This is a genomic window from Flavobacterium davisii, from assembly GCF_042182265.1.
Classification (GTDB): domain Bacteria; phylum Bacteroidota; class Bacteroidia; order Flavobacteriales; family Flavobacteriaceae; genus Flavobacterium; species Flavobacterium davisii.
This window is the reverse complement of sequence record NZ_CP097869.1, coordinates 682,826-702,512: the sequence shown is the minus strand read 5'-3', so window position 1 is coordinate 702,512 and position 19,687 is coordinate 682,826. Positions and strand designations below refer to the sequence as shown.

General features: G+C 32.1%; 19 protein-coding genes. 11 read left to right on the top strand and 8 right to left on the bottom strand.

Annotated features, from left to right (window positions below):
* Positions 1-23 precede the first annotated feature (23 nt).
* A complete protein-coding gene (gene atpA, locus NAB20_RS02885) occupies positions 24-1,601 on the top strand; it encodes a F0F1 ATP synthase subunit alpha (RefSeq protein WP_105195561.1) in 1,578 nt (525 codons plus the stop codon).
* A gap of 74 nt (positions 1,602-1,675) precedes the next feature.
* Positions 1,676-2,536, top strand: coding sequence for an ATP synthase F1 subunit gamma (atpG, locus tag NAB20_RS02880; RefSeq protein ID WP_105195562.1), 861 nt, complete (start codon positions 1,676-1,678; stop codon positions 2,534-2,536).
* Between the two features lie 59 nt (positions 2,537-2,595).
* Here atpG and NAB20_RS02875 read toward each other — a convergent pair whose 3' ends face one another.
* A complete protein-coding gene (locus tag NAB20_RS02875; RefSeq protein WP_105195563.1) occupies positions 2,596-3,186 on the bottom strand; it encodes a riboflavin synthase in 591 nt (196 codons plus the stop codon).
* Between the two features lie 54 nt (positions 3,187-3,240).
* On the opposite strand from NAB20_RS02875, the gene pdxA reads away from it, so the two are divergent.
* The 6 genes from pdxA to accC all read left to right on the top strand — a co-directional run bounded on the left by pdxA (position 3,241) and on the right by accC (position 8,301).
* Positions 3,241-4,278, top strand: a complete 1,038-nt coding sequence (gene pdxA / locus NAB20_RS02870; RefSeq protein ID WP_105195564.1) for a 4-hydroxythreonine-4-phosphate dehydrogenase PdxA — start codon at positions 3,241-3,243, stop codon at positions 4,276-4,278.
* A 183-nt stretch (positions 4,279-4,461) separates the two neighbouring features.
* Positions 4,462-4,980: a DUF177 domain-containing protein gene (locus NAB20_RS02865; protein WP_105195565.1), complete on the top strand. Its 519-nt coding sequence runs from the start codon at positions 4,462-4,464 to the stop codon at positions 4,978-4,980.
* Between the two features lie 9 nt (positions 4,981-4,989).
* Complete coding sequence (gene rpmF / locus NAB20_RS02860) at positions 4,990-5,184, top strand: 50S ribosomal protein L32 (protein ID WP_014165712.1); 195 nt, start codon at positions 4,990-4,992, stop codon at positions 5,182-5,184.
* Positions 5,185-5,350: 166 nt separating this feature from the next.
* On the top strand, positions 5,351-6,346 hold the full coding sequence (locus NAB20_RS02855; protein WP_105195566.1) for a beta-ketoacyl-ACP synthase III: 996 nt from the start codon (positions 5,351-5,353) through the stop codon (positions 6,344-6,346).
* A 28-nt stretch (positions 6,347-6,374) separates the two neighbouring features.
* Positions 6,375-6,869 carry an acetyl-CoA carboxylase biotin carboxyl carrier protein gene (accB, locus tag NAB20_RS02850; protein ID WP_105195567.1) on the top strand — a complete coding sequence of 165 codons (495 nt, stop codon included), beginning with the start codon at positions 6,375-6,377 and terminating at the stop codon, positions 6,867-6,869.
* A gap of 94 nt (positions 6,870-6,963) precedes the next feature.
* Positions 6,964-8,301 carry an acetyl-CoA carboxylase biotin carboxylase subunit gene (gene accC / locus NAB20_RS02845; RefSeq protein WP_105195568.1) on the top strand — a complete coding sequence of 446 codons (1,338 nt, stop codon included), beginning with the start codon at positions 6,964-6,966 and terminating at the stop codon, positions 8,299-8,301.
* A gap of 307 nt (positions 8,302-8,608) precedes the next feature.
* Here the strand turns inward: accC and NAB20_RS02840 are convergent, their stop codons facing one another.
* The 7 genes from NAB20_RS02840 to NAB20_RS02810 all read right to left on the bottom strand — a co-directional run bounded on the left by NAB20_RS02840 (position 8,609) and on the right by NAB20_RS02810 (position 17,260).
* Positions 8,609-9,799: an aminopeptidase C gene (locus NAB20_RS02840; RefSeq protein ID WP_088392544.1), complete on the bottom strand. Its 1,191-nt coding sequence runs from the start codon at positions 9,797-9,799 to the stop codon at positions 8,609-8,611.
* A gap of 318 nt (positions 9,800-10,117) precedes the next feature.
* On the bottom strand, positions 10,118-10,255 hold the full coding sequence (locus NAB20_RS02835; RefSeq protein ID WP_375605362.1) for a hypothetical protein: 138 nt from the start codon (positions 10,253-10,255) through the stop codon (positions 10,118-10,120).
* A gap of 403 nt (positions 10,256-10,658) precedes the next feature.
* A complete protein-coding gene (locus tag NAB20_RS02830; protein ID WP_375605465.1) occupies positions 10,659-11,501 on the bottom strand; it encodes a T9SS type A sorting domain-containing protein in 843 nt (280 codons plus the stop codon).
* A gap of 93 nt (positions 11,502-11,594) precedes the next feature.
* Entirely contained in the window at positions 11,595-12,560 is a 966-nt protein-coding gene (locus NAB20_RS02825) for a T9SS type A sorting domain-containing protein (protein WP_105195570.1), read from the bottom strand.
* Positions 12,561-12,941: 381 nt separating this feature from the next.
* A complete protein-coding gene (locus NAB20_RS02820) occupies positions 12,942-13,283 on the bottom strand; it encodes a T9SS type A sorting domain-containing protein (RefSeq protein WP_088392613.1) in 342 nt (113 codons plus the stop codon).
* 95 nt (positions 13,284-13,378) lie between these two features.
* A complete protein-coding gene (locus NAB20_RS02815) occupies positions 13,379-14,545 on the bottom strand; it encodes a hypothetical protein (protein ID WP_105195571.1) in 1,167 nt (388 codons plus the stop codon).
* A 36-nt stretch (positions 14,546-14,581) separates the two neighbouring features.
* A complete protein-coding gene (locus tag NAB20_RS02810; RefSeq protein ID WP_375605464.1) occupies positions 14,582-17,260 on the bottom strand; it encodes a TonB-dependent receptor domain-containing protein in 2,679 nt (892 codons plus the stop codon).
* 180 nt (positions 17,261-17,440) lie between these two features.
* Between NAB20_RS02810 and NAB20_RS02805 the strand changes: the two genes are divergently transcribed.
* The 3 genes from NAB20_RS02805 to NAB20_RS02795 all read left to right on the top strand — a co-directional run bounded on the left by NAB20_RS02805 (position 17,441) and on the right by NAB20_RS02795 (position 19,629).
* Positions 17,441-18,124, top strand: a complete 684-nt coding sequence (locus tag NAB20_RS02805) for a response regulator transcription factor (protein ID WP_105195573.1) — start codon at positions 17,441-17,443, stop codon at positions 18,122-18,124.
* Positions 18,124-19,179, top strand: coding sequence for a cell wall metabolism sensor histidine kinase WalK (locus tag NAB20_RS02800; protein WP_105195574.1), 1,056 nt, complete (start codon positions 18,124-18,126; stop codon positions 19,177-19,179). Before NAB20_RS02805 ends, NAB20_RS02800 begins: the two co-directional genes overlap by 1 nt.
* Before the next feature lie 132 nt (positions 19,180-19,311).
* Positions 19,312-19,629: a toxin-antitoxin system YwqK family antitoxin gene (locus NAB20_RS02795; RefSeq protein ID WP_375605463.1), complete on the top strand. Its 318-nt coding sequence runs from the start codon at positions 19,312-19,314 to the stop codon at positions 19,627-19,629.
* Positions 19,630-19,687 lie beyond the last annotated feature (58 nt).

The window sequence follows — 19,687 nt, the reverse complement described above, 5'->3', positions numbered from 1 at the left end:
GAAAGTGTAAAAATTATAAAACAATGGCGGAAATTAAACCAGCTGAAATTTCAGCAATATTAAAGCAACAATTATCAGGTTTTGAATCTGGTGCTACTTTAGAAGAAGTAGGTACTGTACTTCAGGTAGGTGACGGTATTGCTCGTATTTATGGGCTTTCTAATGTACAATATGGTGAGTTAGTGGTTTTTGAAAACGGTATGGAAGGTATCGTGTTGAACCTTGAAGAAGATAACGTAGGGGTAGTATTATTAGGTCCATCTACAGGTATCAAAGAAGGTTCTACTGCTAAAAGAACACAACGTATTGCTTCTTTAAAAGTTGGTGAGCAAATGGTAGGACGTGTAGTAAACACTTTAGGACAGCCTATTGATGGTAAAGGTCCTATTGGTGGTGACTTATACGAGATGCCTTTAGAGCGTAAAGCACCAGGGGTAATTTTCCGTCAACCAGTAACTGAACCAATGCAAACAGGTATCAAAGCAGTAGATGCGATGATTCCAGTAGGTCGTGGTCAGCGTGAGTTAGTAATTGGTGACCGTCAAACGGGTAAATCTACAGTTTGTTTGGATACAATTATCAACCAAAAAGAATTCTTCGATGCAGGTAAACCAGTTTTCTGTATCTATGTTGCAATTGGTCAAAAAGCTTCTACAGTAGCTTCAATTGCTAAAACATTAGAAGAAAAAGGGGCAATGGCTTATACAGTTATCGTTGCAGCTAATGCTTCTGACCCAGCTCCAATGCAAGTGTATGCTCCAATGGCAGGTGCTGCTATCGGTGAGTATTTCCGTGATACAGGTCGTCCAGCTTTAATTGTTTATGATGATTTATCAAAACAAGCTGTAGCTTACCGTGAGGTGTCTTTATTATTAAGAAGACCACCAGGACGTGAGGCTTACCCTGGAGACGTATTCTACTTACACTCTCGTTTATTAGAAAGAGCGGCAAAAGTTATCGCTGATGACGATATCGCTAAAAATATGAATGACTTACCTGAGTCATTAAAACCAATCGTTAAAGGGGGTGGTTCATTAACAGCTTTACCTATTATCGAAACTCAAGCGGGTGACGTTTCTGCGTATATCCCAACTAACGTAATTTCGATTACGGACGGACAGATTTTCTTAGAGTCTGATTTATTCAACTCAGGGGTTCGTCCAGCTATTAACGTAGGTATCTCTGTATCTCGTGTAGGAGGTAATGCACAAATCAAGTCTATGAAAAAAGTATCAGGTACTTTAAAATTAGACCAAGCTCAGTTCCGTGAATTAGAAGCATTCGCTAAATTCGGTTCTGACTTAGATGCAGCTACATTAAACGTAATTGAAAAAGGTAAACGTAACGTAGAAATCTTAAAACAAGGTTTAAACTCTCCATTTACTGTAGAAGACCAAGTTGCAATTATCTACGCTGGTACTAAAAACTTATTAAGAAATGTACCTGTAGCTAAAGTTAAAGAATTCGAAAAAGATTATTTAGAGTTCTTAAACAATAAACATAGAGATACTTTAGACGCTCTTAAAGCAGGTAAGTTTGATGATAACATCACTGACGTTTTAGAGAAAGTAGCAAAAGAAGTATCTGCAAAGTATAACTAATTAGAGTAAATGGTAGGTAGTGATTAGTAATTAGCTAATCACTATTTGCTAATTACTATTTACTAAAGAAAACAATGGCGAATTTAAAGGAAATCCGTAATAGAATAACATCCGTTTCATCAACGATGCAAATCACATCAGCAATGAAAATGGTTTCGGCAGCAAAGCTAAAAAAAGCACAAGATGCTATCACAGCTATGCGTCCTTACGCTGAAAAATTAACAGAATTATTGCAAAATCTCTCAGCTACCCTTGAAGGAGAAGTAGGAGGAGATTATACAACACAACGTGAAGTAAAAAAAGTACTTATAGTAGCAATTACTTCAAACAGAGGTTTGTGTGGTGCATTTAATTCTAATGTTATAAAAGAAGTTAAAAACTTAACAGATAAGTACCAAGGTGCTACTCTAGATGTTTTAACAATTGGTAAAAAAGGAAATGATGTGTTACGTAAAACACATGATATAGTGGCTAACGAAAGTTCAATATTTGATAATTTGACATTTGAAAATGCTGCAACTATTGCCTCCAATTTAACTGAAAAATTTACTACAGGACAGTATGATAAAATTGAATTGGTTTATAATCAATTTAAGAACGCAGCCACACAAGTAGTAAAAACAGAACAATTCTTGCCATTAGCACCAATTGCTAAAGGAGAAGAATTAGCGGCAGGGGATTATATTTTTGAGCCTTCCAAAGAAGAAATTATAATGACTTTAATTCCAAAGTCATTAAAAACACAATTATATAAAGCTATCCGCGATTCATTTGCTGCTGAACATGGTGCACGTATGACAGCTATGCACAAAGCTACAGATAATGCAACAGAATTGAGAAATCAGTTAAAGTTAACTTATAACAAAGCACGTCAAGCCGCTATTACTAGCGAAATATTAGAAATTGTTGGTGGTGCAGAGGCCTTAAATGGATAGTAGAATAATATCTTCAAATCAAAATAAAAAAGTCCCAAATTGTTTGGGACTTTTTTATTTTAAAAATTTAACGACTGTAGCCTAGCAACATATTTTCCTATTACATCAAATTCAAGATTGATTATAGTGCCTATCTCAAATGTATGAAAATTAGTATTTTCATAAGTATAAGGGATAATCGCTACACTAAATTCATTTAATTTTGAATTAACTACTGTTAGGCTGGTGCCATTAATCGTTATAGAACCTTTTTCAATCGTAATGTTTTTGAGTGCTTTGCTATATTCAAATGTAAAATACCAACTGCCATTTACTTCTTCTATATGTTTGCAAACCCCTGTCTGATCTACATGTCCTTGTACGATATGGCCATCTAATCTGTCACCTAATTTCATAGCACGCTCTAAATTAATAGAATCCCCTATTTTCCATTGATTTAAATTAGTTTTATCAATCGTTTCCTTAATTGCAGTCACAGTATATATATCGTCGTGTAGATTAACGACGGTTAAGCAAATTCCATTATGAGCTACACTTTGATCTATTTTGAGTTCTTTTGTGATAGAAGATTGTACTGATACGTGAATGTTTTCACCTTCTTTTTCAAGAGCCACAATCTTACCGATAGTTTCTATAATTCCTGTAAACATTAACTGATTAATTTTAGTAAATTTGTATTCAAAATTAGTACAAATATTAAAGCGATGACAAAAAAGCCTGAAAATATAATGGTCGGTATTTCAATAGGAGATCTAAATGGTATTGGTAGTGAGGTTGTGTTGAAATCATTAGAAGATACTCGTATGCTTGAATTGTGTACGCCTATTATTTTTGCTAATGTTAAAATTATTTCTTATTTAAAAAAACAACTTAATTTAAATGTTAATTTACATGGCATTGATAAGCTTGATCAAGCTGTAGTCGGTAAGGTAAATGTTTTAAACGTTTGGAGAGAAGGAGTTAATTTAGAGTGGGGAGTAGAAGATCAAAATGTTGGAAAATATGCTGTAAAATCTTTTGTAACAGCTACACAAGCTTTGAAAGAAGGTAAGATTGATGTTTTAGTTACAGCTCCTGTTAGTAAAGTTAACATTCAAAGTGGTGATTTTTCTTTTCCAGGACATACGGATTATTTGAACCAAGAATTAGAAGGTGACGCATTAATGTTGATGATTCAAGATTCGTTACGAGTTGGTTTGCTAACAGATCATGTGCCTATCAACGAAGTAGTTTCTCACCTTACAGAAGAATTAATTTCTAAAAAAGTAAAAACAATTCACCAATCCTTAATTCAAGATTTTCAGATTAACAAGCCTAAAATAGCAATGCTTGGTTTAAATCCACATTCAGGAGATCATGGTGTAATAGGTCAAGAAGAAGAAATGATCTTAAAACCGACCCTAAAAAAGTTATTTGAAGAAGGAATGTTGGTCTTTGGTCCTTTTTCGGCCGATGGTTTTTTTGGCAGTGGTCAATACGAAAAATATGATGCTGTAGTGGCAGTTTATCATGATCAAGGTTTAATTCCTTTTAAGACATTATCTTTCGGAAAAGGAGTTAATTATACTGCGGGATTAGATAAGATTCGAACCTCCCCAGATCATGGAACAGGATTTGATATTGCAGGAAAAGGAGTTGCAAGTCATACTTCTTTTACGGAAGCTATTTATGCTGCTTTAGATATTTTTAAAGCTAGAAATATTTATAAAGAAATAACGGCAAACCCATTAAAGGCAAAATAAAATGAGTTATAAACAAAAAAATGTTTATAACCCTTTTGGTTTTATAAATAATTTATATCTTTGCACACCCTAATTAAGGAGCAAATTGTTGTTGGAATAAAACATAATAGAGTTCAAGTTTTTGATGAAATGGGCTTTTTATGATGTTTTTTCTGAATCTATTAAAAAATATAGGTTTATCTGATGAAAGTTACGAATGAGTATTTAATCCCTTATGTTGGATTAAAGATAGGAAAGCACCAGTTTGAATACCTAATTAGTAAGGCGTTCTTTGATTACTTTCAGTATGACGAATTTGATTCGGCAGATATAAAAGTAAGTTTGGTATTAGAAAAGCAAAGTAGTATGCTTGAATTAAACTTTAAGCATAAAGGGACTATCAATGTGTTGTGTGATGTTACGGGCAAACCTTTTGATTTTCCAATTAAAGGGAGATTAAAATTGATTGTACGTTTTGGTGAAGCATATAATGATGAAAATGAAGAACTATTAATTCTTCCGTTTGGTGAGCATCAAATAGATATAGCACAATATATATATGAAATGATTGTTCTTTCAATACCCTTAAAAAGAGTAAGTCCTGAGGCTTTAGAGCAAGAAGAAGTCTTAGAAGAAATTGGAATTGCGGAAGAGCAAGAAATAAAAGAAGAAGAAATTGACCCACGTTGGGCAGCATTAAAAAAACTATTAACGGATAAATAATTTTGTAAAATGGCACATCCTAAGAGAAGACAATCGTCGACAAGAAGAGACAAAAGAAGAACTCATTATAAAGCAACTGTTGCTCAAATCGCAACTTGCCCAGTAACGGGTGAAGCTCATTTGTACCACAGAGCTTACTGGCATGAAGGTAAAATGTATTATAGAGGTCAAGTAGTTATTGATAAATCAGTAGCTGTTGCTTAATATATTTTAAAAAAGATACATGAATAACTCTCACATTGTGAGAGTTTTTTTGTTGAAAATGCTTCATTTTTGAAAAAAATAGCCCATTTTTGTATCTATTTTGTAGAAATTTTGTAATTTCATCAACTTTTAGAATTGACCTTTTAAGGGTTCAAAATAAGACTTTATGAATAAGATTACTGCCGCAATTACTGCTATAGGTTCTTATGTTCCAGACTTTGTTTTATCCAATCAAGTTTTGGAAACGATGATTGATACCACAGATGAATGGATTACCACTCGTACAGGTATTAAGGAACGAAGAATCTTAAAAGAAAAAGGAGCAGGTACTTCCTATTTGGCTATACAAGCTGCTAAAAACCTAATTGAAAAATCAGGAATTGATCCGAAGGATATTGATATGATCATTATGGCAACAGCCACTCCTGATATGCCTGTTGCATCCACTGGAGTATATGTTGCATCACAAATAGGTGCGGTTAACGCATTTGCTTATGATCTTCATGCTGCTTGTTCTAGTTTTTTATATGGGATGTCCACTGCTGCGGCCTATATAGAATCAGGAAGATATAAAAAAGTATTGTTGATTGGAGCAGATAAAATGTCTTCGATTATAGATTATACAGATAGAGCTACCTGCATTATCTTTGGTGATGGTGGAGGTGCTGTTCTTTTTGAACCTAATGAAGAAGGTTTAGGATTACAAGATGAAATTTTAAGAAGTGATGGAATTGGTCGCGAATATCTTAAAATTGATGCAGGAGGTTCTATTTTGCCAGCTTCTAAAGATACGGTAGAGAAAGGAATGCACACTGTTTTTCAAGATGGAAAAACAGTTTTTAAGTATGCCGTTTCAGGTATGGCTGATGTGAGTGAAAAAATTATGCAACGAAATAAATTAACACATGACGATGTAAATTGGTTAGTTGCTCATCAAGCTAATAAACGTATAATAGATGCTACGGCGGAACGAATGGGACTTGATGAATCTAAAGTTTTAATTAATATTCATCGTTACGGTAATACTACATCCGCTACTTTGCCGCTTGTATTGTGTGACTTTGAAAAACAATTAAAAAAAGGAGATAATATCGTTTTTGCTGCATTTGGAGGAGGCTTTACATGGGGAGCCATTTATCTAAAATGGGCATATAATTCATAAAAACATAATAAACCAAAATCGAAATATCATGGATATTAGAGAAATTCAAAACCTAATTAAGTTTGTAGCTAAATCAGGTGCTACTGAGGTAAAACTAGAGATGGATGATTTTAAAATCACCATCAAAACTACACCTGAAGGTGCTGAAACCACTACGTTTGTACAACAGGTGCCAATGCAGGCAGCTATCCCGCAAATGCCAGTTGCTGCTGCTCCAGCACCAGTTGCTGTCGTTCCAGCTACACCAGTTGTAACAGAATCAGTTGCTGAAGATACTTCTAAGTTTGTTACTGTAAAATCACCAATGATTGGTACATTTTATCGTAAACCAGCTCCAGATAAACCAATGTTTGTAGAAGTAGGTTCTTTAATTTCTAAAGGTGATACTTTATGTGTTATTGAGGCAATGAAGTTGTTTAATGAGATTGAAAGTGAAGTATCAGGTAAAATCGTTAAAATTTTAGTAGATGATGCTTCTCCTGTTGAGTTTGATCAACCATTATTTTTAGTAGATCCATCGTAAGGTATTTTAAATGCTAAATTTTGAGCAATAAATTTATATCATTTATTCTCAGGTAATTTAAAATTTATAATTCAACATTTAAAATTTTATTAAGATGTTTAAAAAAATACTAATCGCTAACAGGGGAGAAATTGCACTTCGTGTAATTAGAACTTGTCGTGAAATGGGAATTAAAACAGTTGCAGTATATTCTACAGTTGATGCGGATAGTTTGCATGTAAAATTTGCTGATGAGGCAGTATGTATAGGGCCAGCACCCAGCAATCAGTCTTATTTAAAAATGTCCAATATTATTGCTGCTGCTGAAATTACCAATGCTGATGCTATTCATCCAGGATATGGGTTCTTATCTGAAAATGCTAAATTTTCTAAGATTTGCCAAGAGCATGGTATCAAATTCATTGGAGCTTCCCCAGAAATGATCGAAAAAATGGGCGATAAGGCAACTGCTAAGGCTACAATGAAAGCTGCAGGAGTACCATGTGTTCCTGGTTCTGAAGGGATTTTAGAATCACTAGAAGAAGCTAAAAAAGTAGCCAAAGAAATTGGTTACCCAGTTATGATGAAAGCTACTGCTGGAGGTGGAGGTAAAGGGATGCGTGCTATATGGAAAGAGGAAGAGCTTGATAAAGCTTGGGAAAGTGCACGTATGGAAGCTGCTGCCGCATTTGGTAATGATGGTATGTATATGGAAAAACTTATTGAAGAACCTCGTCATATTGAAATTCAAATTGTAGGAGATTCTTTTGGAAAAGCTTGCCATTTATCAGAAAGAGATTGTTCTGTACAACGTCGTCATCAAAAGTTGACAGAAGAAACACCATCGCCATTTATGACAGATGAATTACGTCAAAAAATGGGAGAAGCGGCTGTAAAAGCAGCTGAATATATCAGTTATGAAGGCGCTGGTACAGTGGAGTTTTTAGTAGATAAACATCGTAACTTCTACTTTATGGAAATGAATACTCGTATCCAAGTAGAGCACCCTATTACAGAACAAGTAATTGATTACGATTTAATTCGCGAGCAAATTTTAGTAGCGGCTGGCGTGCCTATCTCAGGTAAAAACTATTTACCTCAATTACACTCTATCGAATGCCGTATTAATGCTGAAGATCCTTACAGTGATTTCCGTCCTTCGCCAGGTAAAATTACCGTTTTACATGCTCCAGGAGGTCACGGTGTGCGTTTAGATACTCATGTGTATGCAGGATATACAATTCCGCCTAATTACGATTCAATGATTGCTAAATTAATCACAACAGCCCAAACTCGTGAAGAAGCAATTGCTAAAATGAAACGCGCTCTAGATGAATTTGTAATAGAGGGCATAAAAACCACAATTCCTTTTCATAGACAATTAATGGATGAGCCAGATTATGTAGCTGGAAATTATACCACTAAGTTTATGGAAACTTTCAAAATGAAATAACCCAAATAAAATTAATAAAAAAAACCTTGAACAAAAAATTCAAGGTTTTTTTATGTTGATAGAATTATTGTAAACTTTATTTTACCATATTACATAGTCTTTTTGATAGATGGGAAAGAGTAAAGAAGGTAAAAAAATAAGTGCTGATATTGAGTAAAAATCAGACACTATCTAAAAGAAATATTCACTTAACGTTTTGATAATAAGAGGAACTTCGTTTGTTTGTGATTTTATGAGATCAAATTGCAAGAAGAAACAAAATGAATACGTTATTTTCTCTTAGATAGTCTCTTTTGTTTTGTGTTATTTATAATTTTAATTTGGAGGCAATTGATGAAGGAACCGCTTTTTTGTGTAGCATGATGGCAGTTGCTTTGTATTTTGCAAACTCTTTAGTCATATACAAATATCCTTTGTAATCATTTGTTGTACCCCAAGAATTTTTTACAATGTAATATTCTTTTCCATTTTGATCTTTAGAAATACCAACAATGTGCATACCGTGATCATCAGTAGTTGTGTAATTGTCAAATGCCTTTTGACGCATTTCTTCCGTTACAACCATTTCTTTTTTAGGGCCATTAAACATGTCTGATTTTTCATCAGCAGTCATATCTTCAATTTTTTTCTCGGGAACATAAGCTACTCCATTTTTCCAAGAAAAACTTTTTTCGCTAACATCTCCAGCCCAAGCAACTGAATAACCATTTTTAAGTGCGTTATCTATAACTTCAGTTAGTTCATTCATTTTTACGTTATAAACTAAATCAAAGTTCCAGTTGTCAGGAACCATTAGGACAAATTTAGAGTAATATGGGTATTCTTGTAAAGAAGAAATTTCTACATAATCATCAGCATTAACTCCTACTATTTCTTTAGCAAAAGTTTCTGGTGTATATGTTTTTCCTTCAAATTGAAATGTTTTGGGTACTTGTCCAAGATAGCTGTCAATGATTGCAGTATATGCTTTTTCCCAATTAGGTGTTAGTTCTCCATTAGGATTGGTAACAACAGCTTTTAAGAAAGCTTCAGTTAGAGAACTCATTTCAGCAAATTTATTTTTGTCAGTTCCGTAGTTTAAACCAGTGTAAACTGACTGAGGAACTGCGCCATATTTTCGATACATGTTAATTACGTCATGAAAGGCACCACCATCACCCAAAGCTAATGAGCCGTGCATACGAACATAGTTTCTTCCTTTTTCAACATAGGCATTACGTGCAGAGAAAATTTGAGACAACTCAACAGGTTTCTTGCCCATGCGGATCATTTCTGATTCTAAAAAAGAGTTTGCAGAATAACTCCAACAAGTTCCTGAGGAACCTTGATTTTTTATAGGAGTATTTTCGATATTTATAACATCAGTAAATTTGAAAGATTCTTTACTTTTTTCGCTGGCATTTATTTTTAATGAATTAACTAAGTTGTCTTGTGCAAACGAATTGACTGTTATAATAAATGAAGCAGTAAGAATGAGTTTTTTTCTAATTTTAAACATATAGTTTTTAAATTTTAATATTTTGAGGGGTAAAAATAGTAATACTTGATGAAAAAGAGATTTGATTTTGATAACTTTTATGATTTTCGGTTATGGTTTTTTAATTTATTTTATATTTTAAATTTAATATACTTGGATTTTAATCCAGATTCTGCATTAGATTTCATTGTGAAACAGAAAATCAATAAATCAAAGTATTCATAAAAAGTTTTTAGAAGGAGAAATAAGAAACTATTCTAATGATTAAAATGGGAGTACGTGCTTGAATTTGAAGAAAAATAAAGCTGAATAGATTTCTAATGCTGAATTCTATCTAACTTATTTTAAGTAATTGATAAAAATTAAAATCTCTAATTTGATTTTATTTTGTCCTATGGCTACAAAATGAGAACGTGATCCGACATTAATTGCTGCCACATTGGGATTTACAATTCGCATTTTTTCGAAACTTTTCATAAATTTTCTTTTTATTAAAATGCGAGGAAATGTAATATCTTTGCTTAAATTATTCTATACGAGATAACATGGTGTTTCATCATTGATTGTCTCAAAGGGCTTCCAAATGGAAGCCTTTTTACATTTCAGCCAAAATCTGGGAGGGGATAAATTCACCATTTTATACATAGGCTTTGCTCGCAAGTGCAAGTTAGCTCTCATTTGTCAAAGAACAATACTTTCTTGAAATCTGGGTCAAATAAAAGAAGGTGTCTAAAAAGTCAAAATTCAATACTTAGTTTTATTTCGAACTAAAAGGGAGAAGTCACATTATTTGTATTATGTGGTTTCTCCCTTCGGTTGAAATAATAAAATTCTGATCTTTTAGGACAGCCTCTTGTTTTTTATCTGGTAGGTAAAAAAATTATTCGATTATAATTTTTCTAGTTGCTATTTTGCTTCCTTCTGTAATTTTAGCAAAATAAATTCCTTTGGTTAAGGAAGAAATATTAAGACTTTGATCTGTTATTTTAGATGATAAAGTTTTTTTGCCGAAGATGTCGTATAAATCTATTTGTTTTTCTCCAAAATTTGGTGAAGTGATGTTTACAACTGAATTGGCGGGGTTTGGATGAATTGATAAGCCTTCAATTTCATTATTTTTTTCATTGTTTAATAGGCCAGAAGCTTCAATTTTTACATTGTCTATTCTCCAGTTAGCGGACGGATCATAAAGACCTAATATAGCTTCATAGGTGTTGTTGTTTGGATTTACAATAGAAACAATTCGAAAACCAAAATTAGGATTGTTGTCACATCTAGGATCGTTGATTAAAAAAGATTTCATTGGTGAAGCTGTAAAGCCATTTGTTAGATCGCCGTTATTATTAGCTAATAATATCCAAGAATTTCCACCATCGAAAGTGTATTCATACTGCTGCCATTTAGAAGAGGTGTCTTGTCCTCTTGGGTCAAATTTTATAATGATGCCCGAATAGCCACTAGTGCTAGCCATAAATTGATAACCAGCTGTTCCAGAAGCGGTGCTTTGAGCAGGGAAATTTTTTATACTATGTGCAAATCCGCCATTATTGCCACTTTGATAAGTGTTAGCGTTTACACCTCCAATAAGGCTTAATGTGCCAGTGCCTAAATTAGGATTTGTTGTTTGTGCATCAAAACTCCAAGATGTTACTGTTGTTTGTGCGGAGATGTTAGTAATAAAAACGAATAAATTGAATAGGAGAAATAAAGATTTTTTTTTCATGTTAATAGTTTTGTTTTTGTTTACAAAAGTATAAAAAATCCTCTTTGGATGTTCATCGAAAGAGGATAGGCTTTGTTTTTGTTTTATTTGTGATTATTCAATTACAATTTTTCGGGTAGCTACCTTACCTTCTTCTGTTACTTTAGCGATATAAACACCTTTGGCTAAAGACGTAATATCAACGATTTGATTGGTTGTTTTGGTAGATAAAGCTATTTTGCCCAATAAGTTGTACAGTTCTATTTGCTTTTCAGAAAAGCTATTGGATGTTATGTTTAGAACCGAATGGGTTGGGTTGGGATATACCTGTAAGCCAGAAATTGCGTCTAATTTTTCATTAGATAAAAATTGTGGATCGGTAGATTTTGCTTGAATGCTAAAATCATCTAAACCTATCATGGCATCATTTCCTACGTCGTTTGTGTCAGACCATCTAATCCAGAGTGAGCCTCCGTTGGCTGACCAACCATTGCCTGTTAATCCGAAAGTGTAAGTAAAATTACTATTATTTCCAAGTGCATTACCGTCTATATTGGCAACTGTAGGAGGACTTGTGTTTGTGGTTGCGTTTTGTTCGACTAGGTCACAGTTGGTTACTGTAGTCCAGGTACCTGTTGATAATGAGGTGGCATCATAGCTATAAGCAAAGGCTATTTTTTCAACTACAGTACTGGTGGCTAATCTCCATTGTTCGGATTTTCCACTAATTTCTATTTGGGTAATATTTTGCGTTAGATTGTTGATAAGGTTTAAGCCAATTCCAGGAATTGTGCCTGATGAGGCTAATACTGCTAAGGATCTTTCGTTGCTTGAGTTAGTACCAGTAGCATAAACACCTCCACTATTTGCGGATCCATCATTATTTGTTAATGTTAGGGCTGTAGTTGATGTACCTGAAAGTCTTGCTATGAACCAATTTGGAGGTAAAGAAGGAGGTGTTGTTCCGTTAGTCATGGTATTAAAATCCTGAGTATACGGTGTGTTTAATGCTGAAATTGAGACTTGACAAAAGCCTAATTCTGCTAGTAATAATGTTCCTAATACGTAAATTTTTTTCATTTGTTGTTGTTGTTGTTGTTGTTGTTGTTTGTAATTTGGTTTAGAAAACTGTTGGTATAAATTTAATTAAAAAATAAATTAAATTTATTTTTTTGTCTTTTTTTTAATTATTTTTAAATTTAAATAATGTTTTTCTGTTTTATTTGTAAGAATAATCTATATTTTATAAGAGGATTAATCGATTTTCTACTTAATAAGAAATGCCAAATAGGGAATAATAATAGATTTTGTAGATGACTTTGAAAGAAGCTATCTTTTATTACGCTATAATAATTTATAGGTAGATCTATTCACGAAGAATGAGGGTGTTTTTTTTAATGAATTAGTCTTACTAAATCTTATAGCGATTGGGTTAAAAAAGGATAGATTGTTTTTAATAGACTATTTTACAATAAGTTTTCTAGTTATTCTTTGATCTCCTTCTTTTATTTTTATAATGTAAACGCCCTCGTTTAAATTAGATATGTTTAGTTCTTTACTGTTTAGTAATGTTTGGAGTACTAATTTTCCGAGTACATCGTAAACTTCAATTTCTTTTGATGAAGCGGATCTAGACGTAATGTAAATTCTACCTGTATTGGAAGGGTTTGGATATATCGTAAGATTATCCAGAGGTTGTTCTTGAAATTTTCCATTATAGGAAGAATCTTTGCTTTCTTGAGCCTGTAAAGCTAAAGCAGATAAAGCGGAAATAAAAATACTGTATAAGTAGTTTTTCTTCATTCAATATTACTTTCTACAAAGTTAGTGATTTTTTTTTTTAGATAAAAAAAAAGCCTCAAAATAGAAGCTTTTATGTAGTTAAATAAGGCTAAAAATTAAAAAGCATATTTTGTCCAGTTAAAGGCTGTTTTATCAGCACCTATATTTGTTTCATTTTTGTTTAAAATACCTGTTCCATTTATTTCCTTACCAGGAGCTGTCGTTAAATCTTTAATATTAACATTAATATTGGAGTTAGGATTGCCAGCTCCTTTTTTATCATTCATATTAAGTAAAGTTACGACATAACCTGTTCCTTTTACAAGAGCATTAGCTATATTAGATTTTGCGCTACGACGAATCATAAAGACATCCATCATTTGTTTTGTGATATCATTGGCAGTTACAAGATCAATTTTAAGATCAATGGTTAGATTTTTTATATTATTGTCGGATTGTAAGCCACAAGTAGGCGCATTACCATCTAGATTGCCATCCCCTTCCAAACCTCTTGGATCAGCTTCTGTGCTTGTAAAACCTTTTTCCCAGATGCCGTAAGCATTATCTAAAGTACCTCTCCATCCTTGTGTATAGTCAAACATATCGTCATCTGTATTAACACACAAGATGTTTTTTATATCCACAGTTCCTCCAAAAAATTCGACACCGTCATCAGCACAGTTTTTTACAAATACGTTTTCAATAATGGTACCATTTCCAACGCCGTTTAGGGTTAAGCCATTATGTTCAATATTGGCAGATGATTTAGCGCCTGTATTGTTTAGTATTAAATAACGAATTATACCAGAGTTATCGGTGTCATCATTACCACCATAGGTGTAAGCGGAGTTGATTTCGGTTGAGCCTGTAGGGGTTGCATCGGATAATTTTGCTTTACCATTAATGATTAGTCCTCCCCAGTAGCCAGATTCTGTTGTTTCTATATCTGCTTGCATAATGACAGGTTTTTCAGCTGTACCATTTACATTTATTTTGCCTCCTTGTAGAACTAAAATGTAATTGCTAAATCCTTTTTTTGATTTAATGATAGTACCGGCAGGTATGTTTAGAGTTCCTCCATTGTCTATAATTAAAGATCCATTTAAATAATATGTTTTAGAAGCAGTAAGTGTTGTATTATTTGTTATAGTCCCAGATAAATTTTCTGTTCCGATAGGTGTAGTACTATTAGCAATAGCTTCGTCATCCATTGTTTTTGTGCATGATGTTATCGTTCCCGAAATTATTAGTAATGCAAATAGGCTTAAAATTGATTGATTCATTTTGATTAGTTGTTTTTAATTAGTAATTATATTGTTTTAAAAATCATAAGTTAGCCCTAGACTGAAATTGATTCCTTTTTGAAATGACTTGAGTACAACGTTTTCACCTCCATTAATTCCTTTTCGGCTTAATGAATAGGTAGGATCCAGTAAGTTTCTAGCTTTTATTTTGATAGCAAGATGTTTATTGATTTTAGAGGTAGAAATAAAATCTAACCCAAGAACCCCTTTTTCTATGATGTCTTCGTAAGTCAAAGTACCAATGGTATAAATACGATCGCTGAAATAGTTTAATACAAGTGTGTTGGTAAAGCTTTTCTCTTCTTTTGAAAAAGTACTCGATAAATCAAAATTGACTAAGAATGGAGAAGAACCTTCTAATTGTGTTTCTTTTTTAGGTGTGTTTAATACATCTAATGTTAATTTTGAATAGATATAAGAAGCGTTAAAACCTAATGCTAATTTAGTATCATAATGATGTAATTCTGTTTCAAGAATGTTTTTTCTTACTTCTATTTCTGCTCCTAGTACTTTAGCTACGTTTGAGATATTTTTGTATGTTAGATAACCTCCTGAGCCTCCTTCTTCTACACGAGCTATGGGGTTTTGGATGTGCTTGTAAAAACCAGTTAAAGAAAAGAGTTCTGATTTACTGATATAAAAATCCCATTTAGCATCTAAATTGTAATTTTCTGAATATTTTAGATCCTTGTTTCCTTGACTATTGAAATTTACATCTATGTAAATATATGGTGAAATTTCTTTAGCTTGAGGAAGTGTATAAGTTTTGCTACTTGCTAAACGAAATGAATTTTTTTCGGAAGCATCCCATTTTAAACTAGCATTAGGGAGTACAAAGGTGTTTTTAATCGTTGATTTCCCAGTAGTACCTCCTTCGTTAACATTGTATTGTACTGCTAGATTTACATAATCTATACTGGCTCCCATATTTACGGTTAATTTAGGAGTAATTAAGTAGGTTAAATCAGCATATCCAGAATGTATATTTTTTTGAGCACTGTACTGATCTCTATTAGTGTCAAAAGTTAATTTTCCATCTATAAAGTTTTGTTTGCCATAAACAATGTCTAGATTAACATTTTCGTCATATAACCCTGATATGGCTCTAAAATTGTATAAGGTGGCTGAAAATTTATCGTCAACTTGTCTGCCGTTATAACCCAACTTTAAGACAGAACTTTTATCATCTGTATCTTTTGAATTTAATCTGTGTGAAATTTCTAATTTTGTATTTAAATCAGTCTCATCTAAATTCAAAAAAGTTCTGGTTTGTCTGCCATCTCCACCTGTAAAAACGAAATCTTTTTCAGTTCTTTGTGTTAAGTTGTTTACTTTTCTATCGGGTTCTTTTCCAGAAGTAATATTATATGATAGACCAGCATTAAAGTTTGTGTTTTTACCTAATTGAAATTGAGTTAATAGCTGATTTACAATTAATAAGTTATCATTGTTTTGTTGTCTAATCATTAATCCTTTATCATCAATTCCTCCTTGAAATTTATCATTATCTACTCCATAAAATTTAGAATAGTATTGATTGTTATTATGAATAATCATACCATTATAATCAAAACGATATTTGTTTAATTTTAATGATAAATTCAATAACCCTAATTGATTAATACTACGACTAAATTTGTCTCCTACTTGATCTCTAAATATAACTCCTGTAGTAGTTGTGTTTTTTAAAAACTGTTTGGTGTAATTGAAATCAGTTGAATGTGATCCTACAAGAAATGCCGTAAAACTATTTTCTCCAAATCTGATTTTTTTTCCAACTGTTAGGCCAAATGAATGATTGTAGGGTGATTGATTTGTGATAGGAGTTAACTTGTTTGGAAAATTATATTTTTGATTTGTTAAGCCTGGATTAATTGTATTGGAAATACCCCAGTAATCTACGCCAGTTTGTTGTTTAAAATCAGTACCTAATACTCTTGTATTACTACCTGTTGAAAGATCTAGAGAGAAAACAGATGAAGTGTTTAGTTCTTTTGATGAAATATCTATATTAGCACCCCCTACATCGCTGATTTTACTAGAATTAAATACTTTGTTGACAGAAATGTTTTTAATAATATCGGTGCCAAAAAAGTCTAAGGAAATGTTTTTATATTCGGGATCTTCTGATGGAATAGGAAAACCATTTAATGAGGTTGAATTATAACGATCTCCTAAACCTCTTACGAAAACATTTTTTACACCTTCTTGTTTAGAAATTCCCGAAATTTTAGTAATAGCGGCTTGGGCATCACTAATTCCTTTTCGACTCATTTCCTGAGCACCAATTACCTGTTTCATTTCTACAGCGTTCTTTTGCTCCAATAATAATGCTGTTTCCTTTTCGCGACTTACAGTGGCTTTTACTACTACATCTTCCATTGTTACACTGCCAGAACCAAGAGTTTCATTTATTTCTTTTGTTTCTCCTGCATGAATCGTAATTTTAACTTCTTTAGTTTCATAACCTAAGAAGCTAAATACCAAGATGTGGATTCCTGACGGAACGCTTAATTTATATTTACCTTGTAAGTCAGTAGTAGTTCCTGTAGCACTACCTTTTAAAACAATATTAGCAAATGGTAATGCTTCATTGTTTAGATCTTTATCTGATATTGTTCCAGTAATAGTTGCTTTTTGAGCGAATGTTATCATCGTAAAAAAAAGAAACAATAAGGAAAATTTAAATTTCATTTTGTTGTGTGTTTAATTTCGATGCAAAGTAATTTTGTCTGTGTAAAAAAGAAGTTATTGAGACATTATAAATAAGTTTAGTAAAGGTTATCTAATCGTTAATATATTAAATTTATGTAAGGTTAAGTTTTTATTTCGAATAATAGCTAATTTTACATTCGAACAAACACAAACAAAGTAATGAAAAAGAAGGACATTAGAATTCTTTTAGTAGACGACGAAATAGATATTTTAGAAATTGTAGGCTACAATCTTTCTCAAGAGGGGTACCAAATTTTCACAGCCGAAAATGGAAAAAAAGCAATAGAAAAAGCAAAAAAACATTTGCCTCATTTGATATTAATGGATGTTATGATGCCTGAAATGGATGGAATGGAGGCTTGTGAAATTATTCGTAATACGCCAGAATTACAAAATACTATTATTGCCTTTTTGACGGCTAGGAGTGAGGATTATTCACAAGTTGCAGGCTTTGATGCAGGAGCTGATGATTATATAGCCAAGCCGATTAAACCCAAAGTATTAGTTAGTAAGGTGAAAGCTTTGTTAAGAAGATTTAAAGAAATAGAAATACCTGCTGAAAAACTCGATTTAGGAGGTATTGAAATCAATCGCGAAGAATATAAAATATACAAAGATAAAAAGGAAATTATACTACCAAGAAAAGAATTTGAACTCTTTTATTTATTAGCATCTAAACCAGGTAAAGTGTTTAAAAGAGAAGAAATTCTAGATAAAGTTTGGGGCAATGAAGTGGTAGTTGGAGGAAGAACTATAGATGTTCATATTAGAAAATTACGTGAAAAGATTGGAGAAGATTTGTTTAAAACAATCAAAGGTGTTGGATATAAGTTTGAATACTAATGGGATTAAGGCTTAAGAAATCATACAAATTTGCTTTTCGATCTTCAATATATATTACCCTGTTTTCTACAGGATTGGTGTTTGTGCTAACCTATCTGTTTTTTTCAATCAATTGGTTATTCATAATTGCTTTTGCTTTTTTAACGATGTCTTTCTCATTTTTTGTATTACAATATCGAGTAGAAAAATTTATTTATAAAAGAGTAAAAAAAATTTATGACGAAATTTCCTTTTTAGATGCAGTAGATTTTAAAAATCAAGCCATAACTACTGATATGGCTACACTAACTAAACAAGTTAAAAAATTTGCAACGGATAAAAAATTAGAAATTGAAATGCTAAAAGATCGAGAAGAATACAGAAGAGAATTTCTAGGAAATGTTTCACATGAACTAAAAACCCCTCTTTTTACAGTTCAAGGCTATATTTCAACTCTATTGGATGGCGCACATAAAGATAAAATACTTCGAAAAAAATATTTAGAACGAGCAGAAAAAGGTGTTGAGCGTTTGGTTTATATCGTTAATGATCTAGATATGATTGCAAAACTAGAATTAGGCGATGAAATACTAAATATTGAATCATTTGATATCGTATCATTAGCTCAAGACGTAATGGATTTATTAGAAATTAAAGCCAATACAAAAGAAATTACCTTAAGTTTTGATGAAAAATATGTTAAACCTATTCAAGTAGCGGCCGATAAGCAAAAAATTCAACAAGTTTTGATTAATTTAGTCGTAAACTCTATTAAATACGGAAAAGAAAAAGGATCAACTGAAATTTGTATAGATGAGCTAGAAAATAACAAGGTTTTGATACGTGTTATGGACAATGGCGAAGGTATTGAACGAAAATATATTCCTAGGTTGTTTGAACGCTTTTTTAGAGTAGATAAAAGTGGATCTCGTATGGAAGGAGGTTCTGGTTTGGGATTGTCTATTGTAAAGCATATTATAGAAGCTCATCATCAAAAAATATATGTAAAAAGTACTTTCAAAAAAGGTTCCGAATTTTTATTTACATTGCAAAGTGCTGATAAAATAAATTTATGAATTAAGCCTTCGGGCTTTTTTTTTATCCTTAATGTTATTAAATTGTAAATAAAATGTTTTTTAATTGTTAAATATATAAGTTTTTTTTAATTTTGATAAAGACTATTTGTAAAACCTTTAAAACTTTAAATTATGAAAAACCTTGTATTAATTGTTACTTTCTTATTTACAGTAATCAGTTTTGCTCAGTTAATAGAACCTAAATATGAGATTCAAAATGATTTAATAAAAACCACTTATTATTATGACAATGGTAAAATAAGACAAGAAGGTTTTTATAAAGAGGGTAAAGTTCACGGAAAATGGATTTCCTATACTAGAGAAGGAAATGAGTCCGCTATAGGACAATACGAATTAGGGAAAAAAGTAGGTACTTGGATTTTTAAAGAGAACGGAACTATTGCTCAAGTAAATTATAATGATAATCAATTAATTAGCTTTAAAAAATGATAATTGTTTAAAAAAATAGATAAATATATTTTACCTATTATGTGTCAATATCTTACCT